General features: G+C 66.7%; 17 protein-coding genes. 8 read left to right on the top strand and 9 right to left on the bottom strand.

Annotation, left to right across the window (positions count from 1 at the left end):
• The first annotated feature begins 16 nt into the window (after positions 1 to 16).
• Positions 17 to 1357, top strand: a complete 1341-nt coding sequence (locus PNI01S_RS27535; RefSeq protein WP_024764338.1) for an MFS transporter — start codon at positions 17 to 19, stop codon at positions 1355 to 1357.
• Positions 1358 to 1400: 43 nt separating this feature from the next.
• Here the strand turns inward: PNI01S_RS27535 and PNI01S_RS27530 are convergent, their stop codons facing one another.
• The 4 genes from PNI01S_RS27530 to flgA form a co-directional block, all read right to left on the bottom strand.
• A complete protein-coding gene (locus PNI01S_RS27530) occupies positions 1401 to 2150 on the bottom strand; it encodes a flagellar brake protein (protein ID WP_038803415.1) in 750 nt (249 codons plus the stop codon).
• A 105-nt stretch (positions 2151 to 2255) separates the two neighbouring features.
• Positions 2256 to 2717 carry a flagella synthesis protein FlgN gene (locus PNI01S_RS27525; RefSeq protein ID WP_084359813.1) on the bottom strand — a complete coding sequence of 154 codons (462 nt, stop codon included), beginning with the start codon at positions 2715 to 2717 and terminating at the stop codon, positions 2256 to 2258.
• A gap of 43 nt (positions 2718 to 2760) precedes the next feature.
• Positions 2761 to 3075, bottom strand: a complete 315-nt coding sequence (gene flgM, locus PNI01S_RS27520) for a flagellar biosynthesis anti-sigma factor FlgM (protein WP_024764336.1) — start codon at positions 3073 to 3075, stop codon at positions 2761 to 2763.
• Positions 3076 to 3216: 141 nt separating this feature from the next.
• Positions 3217 to 3975: a flagellar basal body P-ring formation chaperone FlgA gene (gene flgA / locus PNI01S_RS27515; protein ID WP_052239092.1), complete on the bottom strand. Its 759-nt coding sequence runs from the start codon at positions 3973 to 3975 to the stop codon at positions 3217 to 3219.
• A gap of 67 nt (positions 3976 to 4042) precedes the next feature.
• Here flgA and PNI01S_RS27510 point away from each other — a divergent pair, with 67 nt between their 5' ends.
• Both PNI01S_RS27510 and cheR read left to right on the top strand, forming a co-directional pair.
• A complete protein-coding gene (locus tag PNI01S_RS27510) occupies positions 4043 to 4981 on the top strand; it encodes a chemotaxis protein CheV (RefSeq protein ID WP_037011045.1) in 939 nt (312 codons plus the stop codon).
• A 121-nt stretch (positions 4982 to 5102) separates the two neighbouring features.
• Positions 5103 to 5924, top strand: a complete 822-nt coding sequence (gene cheR, locus PNI01S_RS27505; protein ID WP_024764333.1) for a protein-glutamate O-methyltransferase CheR — start codon at positions 5103 to 5105, stop codon at positions 5922 to 5924.
• Positions 5925 to 6000: 76 nt separating this feature from the next.
• On the opposite strand, the gene PNI01S_RS27500 is transcribed toward cheR, so the two are convergent.
• On the bottom strand, positions 6001 to 6369 hold the full coding sequence (locus tag PNI01S_RS27500) for a hypothetical protein (RefSeq protein WP_084359812.1): 369 nt from the start codon (positions 6367 to 6369) through the stop codon (positions 6001 to 6003).
• A 112-nt stretch (positions 6370 to 6481) separates the two neighbouring features.
• Between PNI01S_RS27500 and PNI01S_RS27495 the strand changes: the two genes are divergently transcribed.
• Positions 6482 to 10798, top strand: a complete 4317-nt coding sequence (locus PNI01S_RS27495) for a DEAD/DEAH box helicase (RefSeq protein ID WP_084359811.1) — start codon at positions 6482 to 6484, stop codon at positions 10796 to 10798.
• A 57-nt stretch (positions 10799 to 10855) separates the two neighbouring features.
• Entirely contained in the window at positions 10856 to 12376 is a 1521-nt protein-coding gene (locus PNI01S_RS27490) for a glycosyltransferase family 39 protein (RefSeq protein ID WP_084359810.1), read from the top strand.
• A 22-nt stretch (positions 12377 to 12398) separates the two neighbouring features.
• On the opposite strand, the gene PNI01S_RS27485 is transcribed toward PNI01S_RS27490, so the two are convergent.
• A complete protein-coding gene (locus PNI01S_RS27485) occupies positions 12399 to 12716 on the bottom strand; it encodes an Mpo1-like protein (RefSeq protein ID WP_024767436.1) in 318 nt (105 codons plus the stop codon).
• 144 nt (positions 12717 to 12860) lie between these two features.
• Here PNI01S_RS27485 and PNI01S_RS27480 point away from each other — a divergent pair, with 144 nt between their 5' ends.
• Positions 12861 to 13859: an AraC family transcriptional regulator gene (locus PNI01S_RS27480; protein ID WP_065086467.1), complete on the top strand. Its 999-nt coding sequence runs from the start codon at positions 12861 to 12863 to the stop codon at positions 13857 to 13859.
• A 193-nt stretch (positions 13860 to 14052) separates the two neighbouring features.
• Here the strand turns inward: PNI01S_RS27480 and PNI01S_RS27475 are convergent, their stop codons facing one another.
• Positions 14053 to 15507, bottom strand: a complete 1455-nt coding sequence (locus PNI01S_RS27475; RefSeq protein WP_024767434.1) for a TrkH family potassium uptake protein — start codon at positions 15505 to 15507, stop codon at positions 14053 to 14055.
• A gap of 155 nt (positions 15508 to 15662) precedes the next feature.
• On the opposite strand from PNI01S_RS27475, the gene PNI01S_RS27470 reads away from it, so the two are divergent.
• A complete protein-coding gene (locus PNI01S_RS27470; RefSeq protein ID WP_024767433.1) occupies positions 15663 to 16034 on the top strand; it encodes a YkgJ family cysteine cluster protein in 372 nt (123 codons plus the stop codon).
• Between the two features lie 76 nt (positions 16035 to 16110).
• Positions 16111 to 16671: an NAD(P)H nitroreductase gene (locus tag PNI01S_RS27465; RefSeq protein ID WP_024767432.1), complete on the top strand. Its 561-nt coding sequence runs from the start codon at positions 16111 to 16113 to the stop codon at positions 16669 to 16671.
• Here the strand turns inward: PNI01S_RS27465 and PNI01S_RS27460 are convergent.
• Positions 16652 to 17131 carry a hypothetical protein gene (locus tag PNI01S_RS27460; RefSeq protein ID WP_084359809.1) on the bottom strand — a complete coding sequence of 160 codons (480 nt, stop codon included), beginning with the start codon at positions 17129 to 17131 and terminating at the stop codon, positions 16652 to 16654. The genes PNI01S_RS27465 and PNI01S_RS27460 overlap by 20 nt on opposite strands.
• Before the next feature lie 26 nt (positions 17132 to 17157).
• Positions 17158 to 17385 (bottom strand): sensor histidine kinase (locus PNI01S_RS27455; protein WP_256576758.1); only part of this gene is annotated, 228 nt, incomplete at its 5' end.

The raw sequence follows: 17385 nt of genomic DNA, 5'->3' as shown, positions 1-17385 counted from the left end.
TGGACCAGGAGGTCCAATGCTTCGGATCGTCACTGCCTTCCGCGCTCTGTACTTCGCCGCCGTCATGCTCCTGACCGGTTCCGGTCTGCTCAGTACCTACCTCGCCCTGCGCCTGGGCGCGGAGAAGGTCGATGGGTTATGGATCGGCGCCATGATGGCCGCCTACTACCTTGGCCTGGTGCTGGGCGGCAAGATCGGCCACCGGCTGATCGCCCGCGTCGGCCATATCCGCGCCTACGTCGCCTGTGGCGGCTTGGTGACCGCCGCCGTGCTGGGCATTGGTCTGCTGCCGTGGGTGGGCTTCTGGCTGGTGCTGCGGGTCGCCATCGGCCTGGGCATGATGTGCCAGTACATGGTCATCGAGAGCTGGCTCAACGAGCAGGCCGAGGCGCGCCAGCGCGGGCTGGTGTTCGCCGGCTACATGGTCGCGTCATACCTGGGCCTGGTACTTGGCCAACTGGTGCTGGTGGTGCATCCGGGCCTGGGCCCGGAGCTGCCGATGCTGATTGCGCTGTGCTTTGCGCTGTCGCTGATCCCGGTGGCGATCACCCACAAGGTCCACCCCGCGCCGCTGCGCCCGGCGCCACTGGAGCCGCGCTTCTTCATCCAGCGGGTGCCGCAGTCGCTGACCACGGTGCTGGTGTCGGGGCTGGTGATCGGTTCGTTCTACGGCCTGGCGCCGCTCTACGCGGTGCGCCAGGGCTTGAGCACCGAGGAAATCGGCCTGTTCATGGGCGGCTGCATCTTCGCCGGGCTGGTGGTGCAGTGGCCGCTGGGCTGGCTGTCGGATCGCTATGACCGCGCGGCGCTCATCCGCAATGCCGCGATACTGCTGCTGGTGGTCGCCCTGCCGCTGGCCCTGCTGCCGGTGCTGCCGTTGCCGCCGATGACGCTGGCCTGGCTGTTGCCGCTGGGCTTCGTGGTCTGCCTGGTGCAGTTCACCCTCTACCCGCTGGCGGTGGCGTTCTCCAATGACCACGTCGAAGGCGAGCGGCGCGTTTCGCTGACCGCCATGCTGCTGGTGACCTTCGGTGTCGGTGCCTGTATCGGCCCGCTGGCGGCCGGTGCGCTGATGAAAGTCTTCGGTGCGAACATGCTCTATGCGTTCGTCTGCGCCTGTTCGCTGATCCTGATCTGGCGCGTGCGCCCGGAGAGGGTCAGCGGCGTACACCGGGTCGACGAGGCGCCGGTCAAGCACGTCGCCACGCCGGACAGCCTGGCATCCTCGCCATTGTCCGCCGCGCTCGACCCGCGGGTCGACGAGGCCGCCGTGGAAGAGCAGATGAAGGGCAACGACAACAGCGCGCCGGTACCCGAGAAGGGCACGGAAGCAGAGGAAGAAAGCCGGCCCGCGTGAGGCCGAGAGGGAAGGGCGGCAGGTGCTTGCCGCCCCGCAGGGACTAGAACAGTTCGTCCTTCTCGAAGCGTCGGGCTTCGCGCTGCAGCTGGTAGACGAAGCGCTCGATGTTGCGCTGGGCCAGGCCGCTCATCTGGTGGAAGCGTACGCCAGCGAAGCTGTAGCCGACCTTTTCCTCGAAATGCACGTGGCGCAGTTCGACTTCCATGGTCAGGGCGCCAAAGGGCAGGCGCGCGGTGAATTCCTCGTAGATCTGGCCGGGCTGCAGGCGCTCGGCAGCGTTGCCTTCCAGGCGGATCTTGCAGCCGGTGGCGGAGATATCGATCAGGTTGCCCTTGAGCGGGGCCTTGAGCTTGCTGCCGGCAATTTCCACGGCCACCGGCTGGCCCTGGCCCACGGGGGCGCGGAAGGCGTTGCGGCGCTGGTGATAGAGCATCTCGGTCGGCACCGGCAGCCAGTAGCAGCGGGCACCGTCGATCTCGGAGAAGTAGGCGTTCTGGGTGTTCTCCCAGGCAATGCGCACGCCTTCATGGAAGGCTTCGATACGGAACTGCTCGCCGTTCTGCAGGAAGCGCTCGCCATCGTTGGGGATCAGTTCGTCCAGGGCGACGATGTTGCGTTCGCGGTTGACCTCGACGACAAAGCTCTGGAAGCGCTGGCCGCGCCCTTCGAAGGTGATGACCAGGGGATCGTGACTGTCCATCAGTAATTTCAGGCTGGCGTGGATCTCCACCGGAGCTTTCAGGACCTTCGGTGGTTGAGGGCCATTTTCCTCGACGAACGGATTGGACACGGTCCGCGAATCTCCATTGTGTTTGTTATGAGTAAGGCACGAGGCAGGATCGATAGTGGCATTTTGCCCAAAGGCTGGCTGCCAGGCCAGCTTTCCGACGAACGCTCAGGCCTGGCTCAGCGGACGCTGGCGGTTGCCCTGGGTCGAACCGCCGTAGCGGTCATAGAGGCGTGGGGTGTCCTGGCCGCGCAGGATGTCGAGCGTGCGCTCGGTGCTGGCCTGGCCGGAGCGGATGATTCGGCCGTTGCGCTGGTTGGCTTCCTGGCAGCGTTCCAGCAGCGCACCCAGTTCTTCCGCGCGTGCGGGGAGCAGGGAATTGCCGGTGGCCTGGGCGATCTGCGCGAGCCCTTCGCGATCCACGCTGACGCCGGCCTGCAGCAGTGCCTGGGCGCGGATGCGGCCATTCTGCTCAAGCTGCTGCAGAAGCGGCAGCTTGCCGTCGAGCAGCTTCTGCAGCTGATCGAGATCCCGCGCTTGCAGCGCCTGGTACTCGTCGTCGATCAGTTGCAGCAGGGTGCTGGCTGCTTCGATGTCGCCGTTGATCAGGGAAAGCAGGGCGTCGGACATCTTGGGCTCGGCGTACTAGCGGTTGACCAGGCGCTGAGTGAACTCAGCGCTGGGATTCGAAATCGAGCAGCTTGCTGGCGACTTTCTGGCTGTCGACCTGGTAGCTGCCGTCAGCGATGGCCGCTTTGATGCGAGCCACTTTCTCGTTGTCGACCACGGGCTGGTCCTTCAGTTGATCGCTTACTTTCTGTAGTTGCTGCGCGGTATCGCTCAGCTGTACCGACTCGCCGCTCTTGACCGGGGCGTTGACGGAGGCATTCTCTGCGGCGGCTTCGCTGCGACCGCTCTGGGCAGCACTGCTACGGCCAGTGCTGGCTGTCGTAGAGGCTGGGTTCAGCCGGTTGAAGTCGATGACCATGGTGGAAACCTCTGGAGGTATTGGACGCTTGCCAAGCTTTTCGGCCGTCCTGAGAGAAACTTTAGGCCGAATTTTCGTGCGCCCGAGCACATTTTGCAGAGGGCTGCGTTCATCATGCCAGAAAATCGCCAGGGCCGAGCGCTACAGGCTGACTTCCACGGTCCCCGGCTCGACCACGCGAGCCCTGACGATACGCTGGGAGCGCAGGTTGCGCACGCGGATCTGCTCGCCGGGCACCCCGTCCGAGAGCGCTTCGCCGGGCATGAATACGTTGATCGCATTGGTCTTGGCGCGAATCACCACCTGGTCGCCCTTGCGCACGGCCGCTGCCTGTTCGAGGAACACCGGCGCCAGTACCTGGTCGTTGACCGTCGGGCGCTTGAGCTTCATGCCGACCACCTGCTGCGGATCGGTGAGGTAGCCCTGGTTCAGTTGCCCGACGTCGCGCTCGACGACGCTGATATCGCCAGGCTCGATGACCCGGTTGCGCTGCAGGGGCAGGGTGGTGACGACAACTTGACGGTACAGCCTGACCGTCGCCGGAACGAATACCGTCCAGGGAGAGCTGCCTTCGCAGATGACCCGCACGGTGACCCGACCAACGGGCTGTGCCGGGCTTTCCAGCTTCTGCGTCAGGTCCTTGTCGCACTGCGCCAGGCGCAGCCGGGGGTCGATGCGGGCGACTTCGATCTCGTAGCGTGCGTCTATGCCGGAAGTCTGCAGATAATCTTCCACCTTGAACTCAAGAAAGCCCTGGGTGGAGCCGATAAGGATCTCAGGCGCGGTGAAGCCTTCCGCCCCAGCCGGGGAGAGGGTCAGCGCACCCGCCATGCCGAGTAGCGCAGCCACCAGGGCGCGCGCGGGTCTCGGATGTCGGAAAAATGTCGTTGCCTGTTTCATGCAACGGTTTAAGCAATGGTCATGCCGTCTCTGCCAGCAGGGCGGCGTTGCGTGCACAGGAGGCTCAATGGCCGGAGTCATGGATTCGGTCAACCAGCGTACGCAGCTGGTTGGCCAGAATCGTCTCGAACTGCTGCTGTTCCGTTTGAACGGCAGCCAGCTGTACGGGATCAACGTGTTCAAGGTGAAGGAGGTGCTGCAGTGCCCCCGCCTGACCGTGATGCCCAAGTCCAGCCAGGTGGTGCGCGGGGTGGCGAACATCCGCGGCGGTACCATCCCGATCCTCGATCTGGCGCTGGCCACGGGGCGTCACGCCCTGCGGGATGTCGCCAACAGTTTCGTGATCATCACCGAGTACAACACCAAGGTGCAGGGCTTCCTGGTGCACTCGGTGGAGCGCATCGTCAACATGAACTGGGAGTCGATCCATCCGCCACCCAAGGGCACCGGTCGCGACCACTACCTGACGGCAGTGACTCGGGTGGACAACCAGCTGGTGGAAATCATCGACGTGGAGAAGATCCTCGCCGAAGTGGCGCCGACCTCTGAGGATATCTCCGAAGGCGTGCTGGATGCCGACACCCAGGCCCGCGCGGTGAGCAAGCGCGTGCTGGTGGTGGATGACTCCTCGGTGGCGCGCAAGCAACTGGTGCGTTGCCTGGAAACCGTCGGCGTCGAGGTGCTGGCACTCAACGATGGCCGCCAGGCGCTGGATTACCTGCACCAGATGGTGGAGGCCGGCGGGCATCCGGGCAGCGACCTGTTGATGGTGATCTCGGATATCGAGATGCCGGAGATGGACGGCTACACGCTCACGGCGGAAATCCGTCACGACCCGCGCATGCAGGATCTGCACATTCTCCTGCATACTTCGTTGTCCGGGGTGTTCAACCAGGCCATGGTGAAGAAGGTCGGCGCTGACGACTTCCTTGCCAAGTTCCGTCCCGATGACCTGGCGGCCCGCGTGTCGGACCGGATCAAGGCCGTGGATGGCGCGTCGGCCTGACGGGCAGTGACGAGGTGCGGGTGGCGCCGGTGCCGCCCGCATCGTCTATGTTTTTTTGAGCACCGGTCAGGCAGTTGCCGCCGCACCGTCGGCAGCCGTCCACGAGCAAAGAGGTTTATCTGTGACATCCACCAATTCTGAATTCGAGCTGTTCCGGGATTTCCTGGAGAAGACCTGCGGCATCCTCCTGGGCGCCAACAAGCAGTACCTGGTCTCCAGCCGCTTGAACAAGTTGATGGAACAGCAGGGCATCAAGTCCCTGGGCGAGCTGGTGCAGAAGATCCAGATGCGCAGCCAGCTGCGCGAGCAGGTGGTCGACGCGATGACCACCAACGAGACCCTGTGGTTTCGCGATACCTACCCCTTCGAAGTACTGAAGAACCGCGTGCTGCCGGAGATGATCAAGGCTGCGCCCGGCCAGCGCCTGCGCATCTGGTCGGCGGCCTGCTCCTCGGGGCAGGAGCCTTATTCGCTGTCGATGGCCATCGACGAGTTCGAGCGCACCAACCTCGGCCAGCTCAAGGCGGGCGTGCAGATCGTCGCCACGGATCTCTCCGGCTCGATGCTCAGCGCCTGCAAGGCCGGTGAGTACGACAGCCTGGCGATTGGCCGCGGCCTGTCGCAGGAGCGCCTGGCGCGCTACTTCGACCAGAAGACCCCGGGGCGCTGGACGGTGAAGCCGGCGATCAAGAGCCGCGTGGAGTTCCGCGCGCTGAACCTGCTGGACAGCTACGCGACGCTGGGCAAGTTCGACATGGTGTTCTGCCGCAACGTACTGATCTATTTCTCGGCCGAGGTGAAGCGCGACATCCTGCTGCGCATCCATGCCACCCTCAAGCCCGGCGGCTACCTGTTCCTCGGCGCTTCCGAGGCGCTCAACGCACTGCCGGATCATTACCAGATGGTCCAGTGCAGCCCGGGCATCATCTACAAGGCCAAGTGATCGGCCGATACCCCGCCCGAGCGGGCGGGGTTCTCATCGCGCTGTGCGGCCATGGCCATGATCCGCAGGCTGCCCGTCACCAGGTCTTCGGCCGGTAGCCTTTGACGCAGGCTCGCACTTCGTCGTCGATCACGTTGCCCGGCTTGATGCAGTCCGACAGCCTGCGCGGACTGTCGCTGTAGGGCGACGCTGGCGGAGTGGCCGGCAGGCCGCTCGGGGAAATGCCCAGGCGTGTCTGCAGCAGCCCCCAGCGTTCCTGGAGCCAGAACTGGCTGGCGGGGTTGCGCCACAGGGCTGCGCCTGCCGCCACGATCAGCAAGGGGATGAGGAAGCACAGCAACGCCTTCACCAGCATCCGCCACTTGCGCTTCGGCACATCGGGCGGCTTCTGCCGGTTCTGTTGTTTGACCTGTTCCCAGTAGTAGTCGCGATCACGCTCGCTCATCGAGTGTCATTCCGCCGGCTGGATGGGTGCAGCGTAACGGCTGGCGCAGCGTGCGGCGAGGCGCGATCAGTGGTCCTTGTGACGGGCTTCGCGCACCACCATATTGGTCTGCATGACTGCCCCTCGAACCTCCACCCGCGGCAAGCGCGCCGATGTGCTGTCCGCCTTCCACCCGGCGGTGGCCCGCTGGTTCCGTGCGCATTTCAAGGCGCCGACCCAGGCGCAGGTACAGGCCTGGCCGGCGATCCAGGCGGGGGAATCGACACTGGTCGCCGCACCCACCGGTTCGGGCAAGACGCTCACGGCTTTCCTCTCGGCCATCGATGCATTGGTCCGCGAGGGGCTGGATAACGGCGGCGTGCTGCCGGACCGCACCACGGTGGTCTACGTCTCGCCGCTCAAGGCGCTGTCCAACGACATTCGCATCAACCTCGAGGAACCGCTGGCCGGTATCCGTGCCGCGCTGGGCGAGATGGGCCTGCCGGAAGTGGAGATCCGCACTGCCGTGCGCACCGGCGACACCACGACCAAGGAACGTGAGGCCATGCGCAAGCAGGTGCCGCATATCCTGGTGACCACGCCCGAATCGCTCTACGTGCTGCTCGGCTCGGACTCCGGCCGCGCCATGCTGGCCGGGGCGCGTAGCGTGATCGTCGATGAAATCCATGCACTGGCGGCGAGCAAGCGCGGCAGCCACCTGGCGCTGTCGCTGGAGCGTTTGCAGGCGTTGTGCGAGGCGCCGCTGGTGCGCATCGGCTTGTCTGCCACGCAGAAACCCATCGAAGCGGTGGCGCGTTTCCTGGTCGGCCGCCACCCGGCCTGCCGTATCGTCGACATCGGCTACAGCCGCCAGCGCGACCTGAACCTGGAGGTGCCGTCCGCGCCGCTGGAAGCGGTGATGTCCCACGACGTCTGGGACAAGGTCTACGACCGCCTCGCCGAACTGGCCGGCGAACACCGCACCACGCTGGTGTTCGTCAACACCCGGCGGTTGGCTGAGCGCGTGACCCGGCATCTCGCCGAGCGCATCGGCGCCGGCTGGGTGGCGGCGCACCATGGCAGCCTGTCGAAGGAACTGCGCCTGGGCGCCGAGCAGCGGCTCAAGGCCGGGCAGCTGAAGGTGCTGGTAGCCACGGCCTCGCTGGAGCTGGGTATCGATATCGGCGACGTGGAGCTGGTCTGCCAGCTCGGCTCGCCGCGCTCCATCGCAGCCTTCCTGCAGCGTGTGGGGCGTTCCGGGCACAGTGTTGGCGGCACGCCCAAGGGGCGGCTGTTCCCGACCTCGCGTGACGACCTGATCGAATGCGTAGCGCTGCTCGACAGCGTGCGCCTGGGGGAGCTGGACGCGCTGGCAATTCCCCGCGCACCGCTGGACGTCCTGGCCCAGCAGATCGTCGCTGAAGTGGCTTGCCAGGAATGGCGCGAGGACGCGCTGTTCGACCTGTTCACCGGCGCGCAGCCCTACGCCGAACTGAGCCGCGAGCACTTCGACGGCATGTTGCGCACCCTCGCCGAGGGCTACACCAGCCGTAATGGCCAGCGCGGCGCCTACCTGCACCGCGATGCGGTCCACCAGCGCCTGCGCGGCCGGCGCGGTGCCAAGCTGACCGCCGTGACCTCCGGCGGCACCATCCCCGATACCGGCGACTACGCCGTACTGCTGGAGCCGCAAGGCCTGACCGTGGGCACGGTGAATGAGGACTTCGCCGTGGAAAGCCTGGCGGGCGACGTGTTCCAGCTCGGCAACATTTCCTACCGCATCCTGCGCGTCGAACCGGGCCGCGTGCGCGTCGAGGACGCCCAGGGCCAACCGCCGAACATTCCCTTCTGGCTCGGCGAGGCGCCGGGGCGCAGCGACGAGCTGTCCACCAGTGTCGCTCGTCTGCGCGGCCAGCTGGACGAGTTGCTGGCCCAGGGCGAGAACGATCGCGAACCGCTGGCACGGGCCATCGACTGGCTGCGGGAACAGCTCGGCCTGAACGATGCGGCAGCGCGGCAACTGGTGGAATACCTGGCCCGTGCGCGCCATGCCCTCGGTGCACTGCCGACGCAGAAGACCCTGATACTCGAACGTTTTTTCGATGAATCCGGCGGCATGCAGCTGGTCATCCATTCGCCCTACGGCAGCCGCCTCAACCGCGCCTGGGGCCTGGCGCTGCGCAAGCGCTTCTGTCGCACCTTCAACTTCGAACTGCAGGCCGCCGCCACCGAAGACGCGATCATCCTGTCGCTGTCCACCAGCCACAGCTTCCCGCTGGACGAGGTCTGGCGCTACCTGCATTCCAACAGCGCCGAGCACGTGCTGATCCAGGCGCTGCTCGACGCGCCGCTGTTCGGCGTGCGCTGGCGCTGGAACGCCACCACGGCGCTGGCGTTGCCGCGCTACAGCGGCGGCCGCAAGGTCGCCCCGCAGTTGCAGCGCATGCGCAGCGAAGACCTGTTGGCCTCGGTGTTCCCCGACCAGGTGGCGTGCCTGGAGAACATCGTTGGCGAGCGAGAGATTCCCGATCACCCGCTGGTGGCGCAGACCCTCGACGACTGCCTGCACGAAGCCATGGACTGCGAGGGCTGGCTGGCATTGCTGCGGCGCATGGAGCGCGGCGAGGTGACCTTGCTGGCGCGCGATCTGCCAGCACCTTCGCCATTGGCGGCGGAAGTATTGTCGGCCAGCCCCTATGCCTTCCTCGACGATGCGCCACTGGAGGAGCGGCGTACCCAGGCGGTGCAGAGCCGTCGCTGGACCGATCCGGAAAGCGCCGACGACCTCGGTGCGCTGGATGCCGACGCCATCGACGCGGTGCGCGCCGAGGCCTGGCCGGAGGCTCGCGACGCCGACGAGATGCACGAGGCGCTGACGGGCCTGGGCGGTATTCGCGAGAGCGAGGCACAGGCCAACGAGGGCTGGCCCTTCCTGCTCAAGTCGCTGGCCAGGGCGGGCCGGGCGACGCGCCTGGCGCTGCCGGTGGGCGATGTCTGGGTGGCGGCGGAGCGGCTCAGCCAGTGGCTGGCGCTGCATCCGCAGGTCACACGGACGCCACTGCTGGACCTGCCACCGTCACTGCTTCAACCCTGCACGACCGATGAGGCGCAGGTCGAACTGGTACGGGCGCGCCTGACCGGTTTCGGCCCGCGGCTGTTGCGCGAGCTGGCCGACGACCTGGGGATATCCACCGGCGATGCCGGTTTCGCCCTGGCCAGCCTGGAGCGCGAGGGTTACGTACTGCGCGGCCGCTTCACGCCGGGCGCGCAGGAAGAGGAGTGGTGCGAGCGCCACTTGCTGGCGCGTATCCATCGTTACACGGTGAAGCGCCTGCGCCGGGAAATCGAACCGGTGCAACGTGCCGATTTCATGCGCTTCCTCTTCGACTGGCAGCGCGTCGCCAGCGGCACGCGGGTGCGCGGGGCCGAGTCCCTGGCCGGCGTGCTCAGTCAGCTGGAAGGCTTCCAGGCCGCAGCCTCGGCCTGGGAGAGCGACATCCTGCCCAGCCGCGTGGCCGACTACGGGATCAATTGGCTGGACGACCTCTGCCGCGCCGGTCGCATCGTCTGGGCGCGCTTGCCCGGTCACAGCGCCGGTAAGGCCCGCGGCGGGCCACTGAAGAGCACGCCCATCGTGCTGCTTCCGCGCACGCAGATGGCGCAGTGGAGCGAGCTGAGTGCGGGGCAAGCGGATGCCGAGCTGTCGGCCAAGGCCGGCAAGGTGCTTGACGTGCTCAAGGAGCACGGCGCGTCGTTCTTCGAGGAACTGGCCAGCGACAGCCACCTGCTGCGCACCGAACTGGAAAGCGTGCTGGGCGAGCTGGTGGCGGCTGGGCGGGTGAATGCCGACAGCTTCGCCGGCCTGCGCGCCCTGCTGATGCCGGCGGCGCGTCGCCATCCGCGGCGCCGTTCGCGCACGCCGCTGTTCGGTATGGCCGATGCCGGGCGCTGGGCGTTGCTGCGGCGCTCCGCGCTGGAGCCCGGAGCACGGTTGCCGGCGGAAACCCTGGAACACGTCGCCATGACCCTGCTGCGCCGCTATGGCGTGGTCTGCTGGCGCCTGCTTGACCGCGAGGCCGACTGGCTGCCGCCGTGGCGCGACCTGTTGCGGGTCTACCATCGCCTGGAGGCGCGCGGGGAAATCCGCGGCGGGCGCTTCGTCGCCGGGCTGACCGGCGAGCAGTTCGCCCTCCCTGAAGCGGTCGGCCTGCTGCGCGAAGTCCGGCGCCGGGAGGCGAACGGCGAATGGGTGGTGGTCTCCGCGGTGGATCCGCTGAACCTCGCCGGCACGCTGCTGCCGGGACGCAAGGTGCCGGCAGTGAGCGGCAACCGCGTGCTCTATCGCGATGGCGTGCCGGTGGGTGCGCTGATCGCCGGTGAGGTGGAACTGCTGGCTGAACTGCCGCCCGCGGACCAGGCCCGTGCGCGGGAGCTGCTGATCCGTCGCTGATTTCGGCCTTGCCTGGCTTACACTCAGCGGCACGCACGTCTTTCCTCCGAGGGTGTGATGCTGTCCCGCGAGCCGCCGACTCTGCCTGTCCTGTTGCGCCAGTGGTGGTTCCTGCCGCTGCTGGTGCTCGCCCTGTGCCTGCGCCTTTATGGTCTGTCGGATTCGGCACTGTGGGGGGACGAGACCTCCAGCCTGTTCCTCGCCCGCTATTCGCCCGTCCAGCTCTGGCAGCACGCCGCCCACGACGTGCATCCGCCGCTGTACTTCTTCCTGCTGCATGCCTGGGTCGCAGTGGCGGGCGAGGGCGTTCTTTCGCTGCGATCGTTCAGCGCCGTGTTCGGCACCTTTGCGGTGTTTCTCGGCGGCTGGCTGGTGTGGCGGCTGGCTTCGCCGCGGGCCACTTTCATCGCCGTGCTGTTGTTGGCAATGCTGCCCACGGCGGTACGTTACAGCCAGGAAGTGCGCATGTATTCGCTGCTCGGCTGCTGGTTGCTGGCGGCGACGCTGGCGTTGCTGTACTGGCGGCAGGTGCAGCGGCGGCGCTATCTGCTGGTGTATGTCGCGCTGATGACCGCGGCCTTCTACACCCATTACTTCAGCCTGTTCGGCGCACTCGTGCAGTGGCTGTGGCTGGCAACGCTGCCGAACAACCCGCTGCGCCGACGCGACTGGTGGCTGGCCAACCTGGCCATCGCCGTGCTGTTCCTGCCCTGGTTGCCCGGGCTGTTCGACCTGATCCGCCACATGGCGGTGCTGGAAGCGGGTGGCGACGTGGGCTGGCAGCCGCCGGTGGATGCGCGCTCGCTACCCTCGATGCTCTGGCAGTGGCTGGCGCAATCCGATGGCAACGAGTTGCCCTGGCCCGTGCTGCTCGGCGTGCCGCTGCTGCTGGTGGCGGCGGCTGCACTGGTGCTGCGCGCCGACCGCAGTCCCCAGCGTGGCGGGGTACTGCTGGCGCTCTATTGCGGCATGCCCTTGCTGCTGCTGTATGGCATCTCGTTCATTTCCCCGGTCTTCGTCGAACGCTACCTCACGGCTTTCGCCCTGGGCTTGCCGCTGCTGCTGGCGCTGGCGCTGGATCGCCTGCTGGATAAGCGCCGTGCGCTGGGGACGGTGCTGCTGGTGACCCTGCTGGGGTTGCAGGGCTTAGGGGTGGGGCGCGCAATCGCCATCGACCCGGACGAGCAGTTCGACGGCATGGCGGCCTACGTCAACGCCCACTACCGCGCCGGCGACCGGGTGGTGGTCGATGACATCCTCTGGTACCTGACCTTCCGCTATTACAACCAGACCGGCCACGAACCATTGCTCTACACCGCCCCGGCGGCGGATGGCAGCTCGGGCCGGCCGGGGCGTTATGGCTTTGGTTCGCTGATCGACGACCGCCAGCATGCCTTCGTCGACCACCTGGCGGACCTGCCGCAGGACCAGGGGCGCGTCTGGCTGGTGATGAGCCGCTACAACGACCAGGAGATTCCCGACGTGCCGGCCACCTGGAAACGGGTGGCGCAGCATGCCGGCGGGGAGGTGCAGGCGATCCTCTTCGAGCGCACGGCACAACGTAACGCGGCGCGCTGAGGGCAACCGTTGCGTTGCAGCCTTAGAAGCGGATGCGTCCGGTAAAGGCGTCCTTGAGCATCACCCAGTCGCCCATCAGCGACCACAACGGGTACTTGAAGGTGGCGGGGCGGTTCTTCTCGAACACGAAGTGGCCGACCCAGGCGAAGCCGTAGCCGGCCAATGGCATGGCCAGCAGCCACAACCAGTGCCCGCTGACGATGGCGTAGGCGAGGATCGACAGCACCAGCAGGCTGCCCACGTAATGCAGGCGACGGCACACGGCATTGCTGTGCTCCTGCAGGTAATACGGGTAGAACTCGGCGAAGCTCCGGAACCGATCGGCGGTCTGGGTGCTCATGGCGCACCTCCTGTTGTTGTGGTGGCCCAGTGTAGGCTGGAGCTATCGGACTTGCGGATGGCATAGGGGACCAGTTTAGTATCCCCCTGCGCCGCCAGCTGACTGGCGGTGGCGCCGTTGACCACCATAACCAGAAGAAAACGCATGCCTGAGCGTACGACCCTGTCCAGTTGGGTGCGGGGAATCGTCCAGTCCCTGGAACTGGAAGGCCTGGACAGCCGAGCGCTGTTCGCCGAACTGGGATTGGATTTCGCTGCCCTCGACGACCCCGATGCGCGCTTCCCGCAGGACGCCATGAGCCGCCTGTGGAACCGCGCCGTGGAGCTGTCCGGCAATCCGGCCATCGGCCTGAACATTGCCCGCGTGCACACTCCGGCGTTCCCGGTGGTGGGCTACGCGCTGATGTCCAGCCGCAACCTGGGCGAGGGCTTCGAGCGGCTCGAGCGCTACCAGCGGATCATTGCCGAGGGCGCCGACCTGAGCTTCCGCCGCCTCCCCGAAGGCTGCCTCTACCGCATCGTGGTCCACGGCGACCGCCTGCCGGTGCCGCGGCAGAGCGCGGAATGCTCGCTGGCCAGCCTGACCGCCATGCTGCGCTGGATTACCGGGCGGGCAATCAAGCCGCTCGAGGTACGCCTGGCGGGCGAGCCGCCGCAGGACATCGAGCCCTACCGGGAACTGTTCCAGGCGCCGCTGAGCTTCGGCCACGCCGACTGCGCGATGCTGTTTTCCCACGAGGACATGGCTGCGCCGCTACCCACTGCCAACGAGGAACTGGCGCGCCTGCACGACCGCTTTGCCGGGGAATACCTGGCGCGCTTCGTCAGCAGCCGCTTCAGCCACCAGACGCGCCAGGTCCTGTGCCGCCTGCTGCCCCAGGGCGAGCCCAAGCGCGAGAACGTGGCGCAGGCGCTGCACCTGTCCGAACGCACCCTGCAGCGCCGCCTTCAGGAAGAGGGCACCAGCTACCAGCAACTGCTCGACGACACCCGCCGCGAGCTGGCCCAGCAGTACCTCGCCACGCCGCGCATGACACTGCTGGAGATTGCCTACCTGCTGGGGTTCTCGGAGCCGAGCAACTTCTTCCGTGCCTTCCGCCGCTGGTTCGGCAAGACGCCGGGGGAATACCGCGAGGAGTTGTGATTCCTCCGGCGCCAAGCGGCTGGTTGTAGGAGCGAGCTTGCTCGCGAACCGCTTGATACCGGCGCCCAAGCGTTCGCGAGCAAGCTCGCTCCTACAGAAGCCTGGCGCAGTCGGCGCCTGGGATTGATGGGTATCGCTGCGCTCCACGCCATCCTACTGCGTGTTCATCCTGCAAATTTGCTGGCAGGGACGATCAGTGCCGCCAGAACGCCGGGGTGAACAGCACCAGCACCGTGATGATCTCCAGACGGCCCGCCAGCATGCCGCCGCAGAGCAGCCACTTGGCGGCATCCGGCAGCGAGGCGAAGTTGCCCGAGGGGCCGATGATCGGCCCCATGCCCGGGCCGACGCCGGCCACGGTGCTGGCCGCGCCGGTCAGCGAGGTCATCCAGTCCAGGCCGAGGAACGACAGGCCCAGCGCCAGGGCACCGACGGTGGCGCCGAAGAAGAACGAGAAGGTCAGGATCGAACGCACGATCTCCTCGTCCAGGCGGTGGCCGTTGTAGCTCTGCTTGATCACCGCGCGCGGGTGGATCAGTTGGTAGAGGCTGGCGCGCAGCAGGGTGAAGGCCACCTGGAAGCGGAAGATCTTGATGCCGCCGGCGGTGGAGCCGGAGCAGCCGCCGATGAAGCCCAGGTAGAAGAACAGCATGATCGAGAAGTGGCCCCACAGGCTGTAGTCGCCCAGGGCGAAGCCGGTGGTGGTGACCACCGAGGTCACGTTCACCGCGACGATGCGGAAGGCGTCCAGCCAGGGCAGGCTGGAGGTCACCGAGTACCAGGTGCCCATCACCAGCCAGGTGACCAGCAGCAGGCCGAGGAAGCCGTGGACCTGGTGGTCGCGGATCAGCGCCTTGCGGTTGCCACGCAGCATGGAGACGTACAGCACGAAGGGAATGCTGCCCAGGATCATGACCACCACCGCGACCCAGTGCACCGCCGGCTGGTGCCACTTGGCCAGCGACTGGTCGGAGGTGGAGAAACCGCCGGTGGAGATCGCCGACATGGCGTGGTTGAGCGAGTCGAACAGGCCCATGCCGGCCCACCAGAAGGCCAGCGTGCCGGCGATGGTGATGGCCACGTAAACCCCGACTATGTACTTGGCCACCATGTGCGAGCGCGGCATGACCTTGTCGGAGCGGTCCGAGGATTCGGTCTGGAACAGGCGCATGCCACCGATGCGCAGCATCGGCAGGATCGCCACCGCCATGGCGATGAAGCCGATACCGCCCAGCCAGTGCAGCAGCGAGCGCCAGATGAGGATACCCGGCGACATCTTGTCCAGCCCGCTGAGGACGGTCGAGCCGGTGGCGGTAATGCCGGACATGCTCTCGAAGATTGCGTCGGTGAAGCTGATGTGCCGGGCGAACATGAAGGGCAGGGAGGAGAAGAAACAGACGATCACCCAGCTCGACACGGTGAGCATGTACATGTCCCGCGGACGCAGGTGCACCTGCTCCGGGCGGCCGGGGATGACCATGCCAAGCCCGCAGGTGAAGGTGATGATCGCCGACCAGATGAAGGGGTGCAGTTCGTGGGCGCGGCCGTAGTAGAGCAGCGTGGCCATGGGAACCAGCATGGCGACCGCCAGCGTGATCACGAAGATGCCGATGATGAATCCGAGGGTGCGTAGTGTCGGCAGGGCCATGCGCTGAGGTCTGAAACCAATGGGAATCGGCCATTTTACCTGTCGCCTGCTGCCTGTAAACCGCGTGAAATCCCCCTCTTCACAAGTGCAACGGGATGGATAGAATCTGTCTCCGCCCGCCGGCGCTCGCCGGTTTCTCTAGTGCATTCGAATCCATGTCCACTCACAATCCGTGTTTGAGCTGCGGCGCCTGCTGCGCGCATTTTCGTGTGTCCTTCTATTTTGGCGAGTGCCGCTCTTCTGGCGGTATCGTCCCCGATGACCAGGTTGTCCAGGTCAGCCCGCACCTGGTTGCCATGCGTGGCACCGAGGTGCGTCCATCGCGTTGTACGGCGCTGCTGGGCGATGTCGGCTGCGGGGTGCGCTGCACCCTGTACGAGCAGCGTTCCTCGACCTGCCGGGAGTTCGAAGCGTCCTGGACCGATGGCGTTCACAACCCGAACTGCGACGCGGCCCGCGCCGCCTATGGGCTGCCGCCGCTGACACCACCGGTGTTGCCGACATTGTCACCGGAGCGGGTGGCCTGAGGCGCTGTCTTTCCTCAGCAAATGCGAACCCCTTGCGTCTACAATGGCGGTTTTCGAGTTTGACTGGAGGCAGCCCATGGAGGCTCTCGACGCGTTGCTCAACCGTGTGTCCCACGCCCGCCTGAGCGAGCCGGCACCGTCCGCCGAGCAACTGGACCGCCTGTTCCGTTCGGCGTTGCGCGCGCCGGATCATGGGCAACTGCGCCCCTGGCGTTTCATCACCGTGGAAGGCGAGGCGCGGAAGGAACTGGGCGAGCTGTTCGCCCGCGCCGTGGCAGCGAGCGAGCCGGATGGCAAGCCCGAGGCGCTGGACAAGGCTCGCGCCATGCCGCTGCGCGCGCCCTTGCTGGTGGTGGCCGTGGCACGCCTGCAGGAGCACCCCAAGGTGCCGGAAATCGAGCAGTGGCTGGCGGCAGGCTGTGCCGCCCACGGTATCGTCCAGGCAGCCTATGTCGAAGGATTGGGGGCGATGTGGCGGACGGGCGCCATGGCATTCGATCCGCTGGTGCGCGAGGGCCTCGGCCTGACCGAGAATGAGCGCATCGTCGGCTTCATCTACCTCGGCACGCCGGTCGGCGAACTGCGCCGCCCGGCGCCGCTGGACCCGGCCGGCTTCGTCAGCGCCTGGCGGGGCTGAGCGGCAGTTCCAGGCGAACCTTCCAGCCGCCGTCGCGCGCGCGCCAGAACAGGTGGCCACCCTGCCAGCCGGCCAGGCGCCGCGCCGGGGGCAGGGCCTCCGGCAGCCAGGCCCGTGCTTGCGGGTCGTGGCCGTGCAGGTCCAGGCGCAGTTCTCCGTGGGCGGAGCTGAGCAAGAGTTTCAGCGCTGCGTGCGGTTGCCGCGCCAGTGCCGCCTCCAGCAACGAATCCAGGGCCTCGCCCAGCGCGTCCGGCCAGCTTTCCAGTGGCCAGGTGCCACTCTGCGGCAGGCTCAGGCGCAAGCCGGGCCAGCGTGTGCGCCACCGCGCGGCGTGACGTGCCAGTTCTACAGCCAGCACCAGGTACTGCGGGTCGTCGCAGGGCTCGCTGCGCAGCAGGACTGACGGCGGCAGTGGCTGTTGCAGAGCGGGGATCGGGGTAGCGAAGGCAGGCAGGCTCATGGTTGCTCTCCGAAAGTGCGCAGGGTTCAGCCGACCTGGCGGCGTAGTGGCAAGTCGATGCTGGCGACGAATCCGCCGTCGGGATGGTTGGCCAGGCGCAGTCGTCCATGGTGGCGCTCGATGGCGCGCCGGGCGATGGCCAGGCCCAGGCCATGGCCTGCGCTGCTCTGGTTGGGAGCGCGGAAGAAAGGTTCGCCCAGTTGCGTCAGGTGTTCCTCGCTGGCGCCGGGGCCGTGGTCGCGGATGCTGATGCG

Source organism: Pseudomonas nitroreducens NBRC 12694 (assembly GCF_002091755.1).
GTDB lineage: Bacteria > Pseudomonadota > Gammaproteobacteria > Pseudomonadales > Pseudomonadaceae > Pseudomonas > Pseudomonas nitroreducens.
This window is presented reverse-complemented; position numbering and strand designations above follow the sequence as displayed.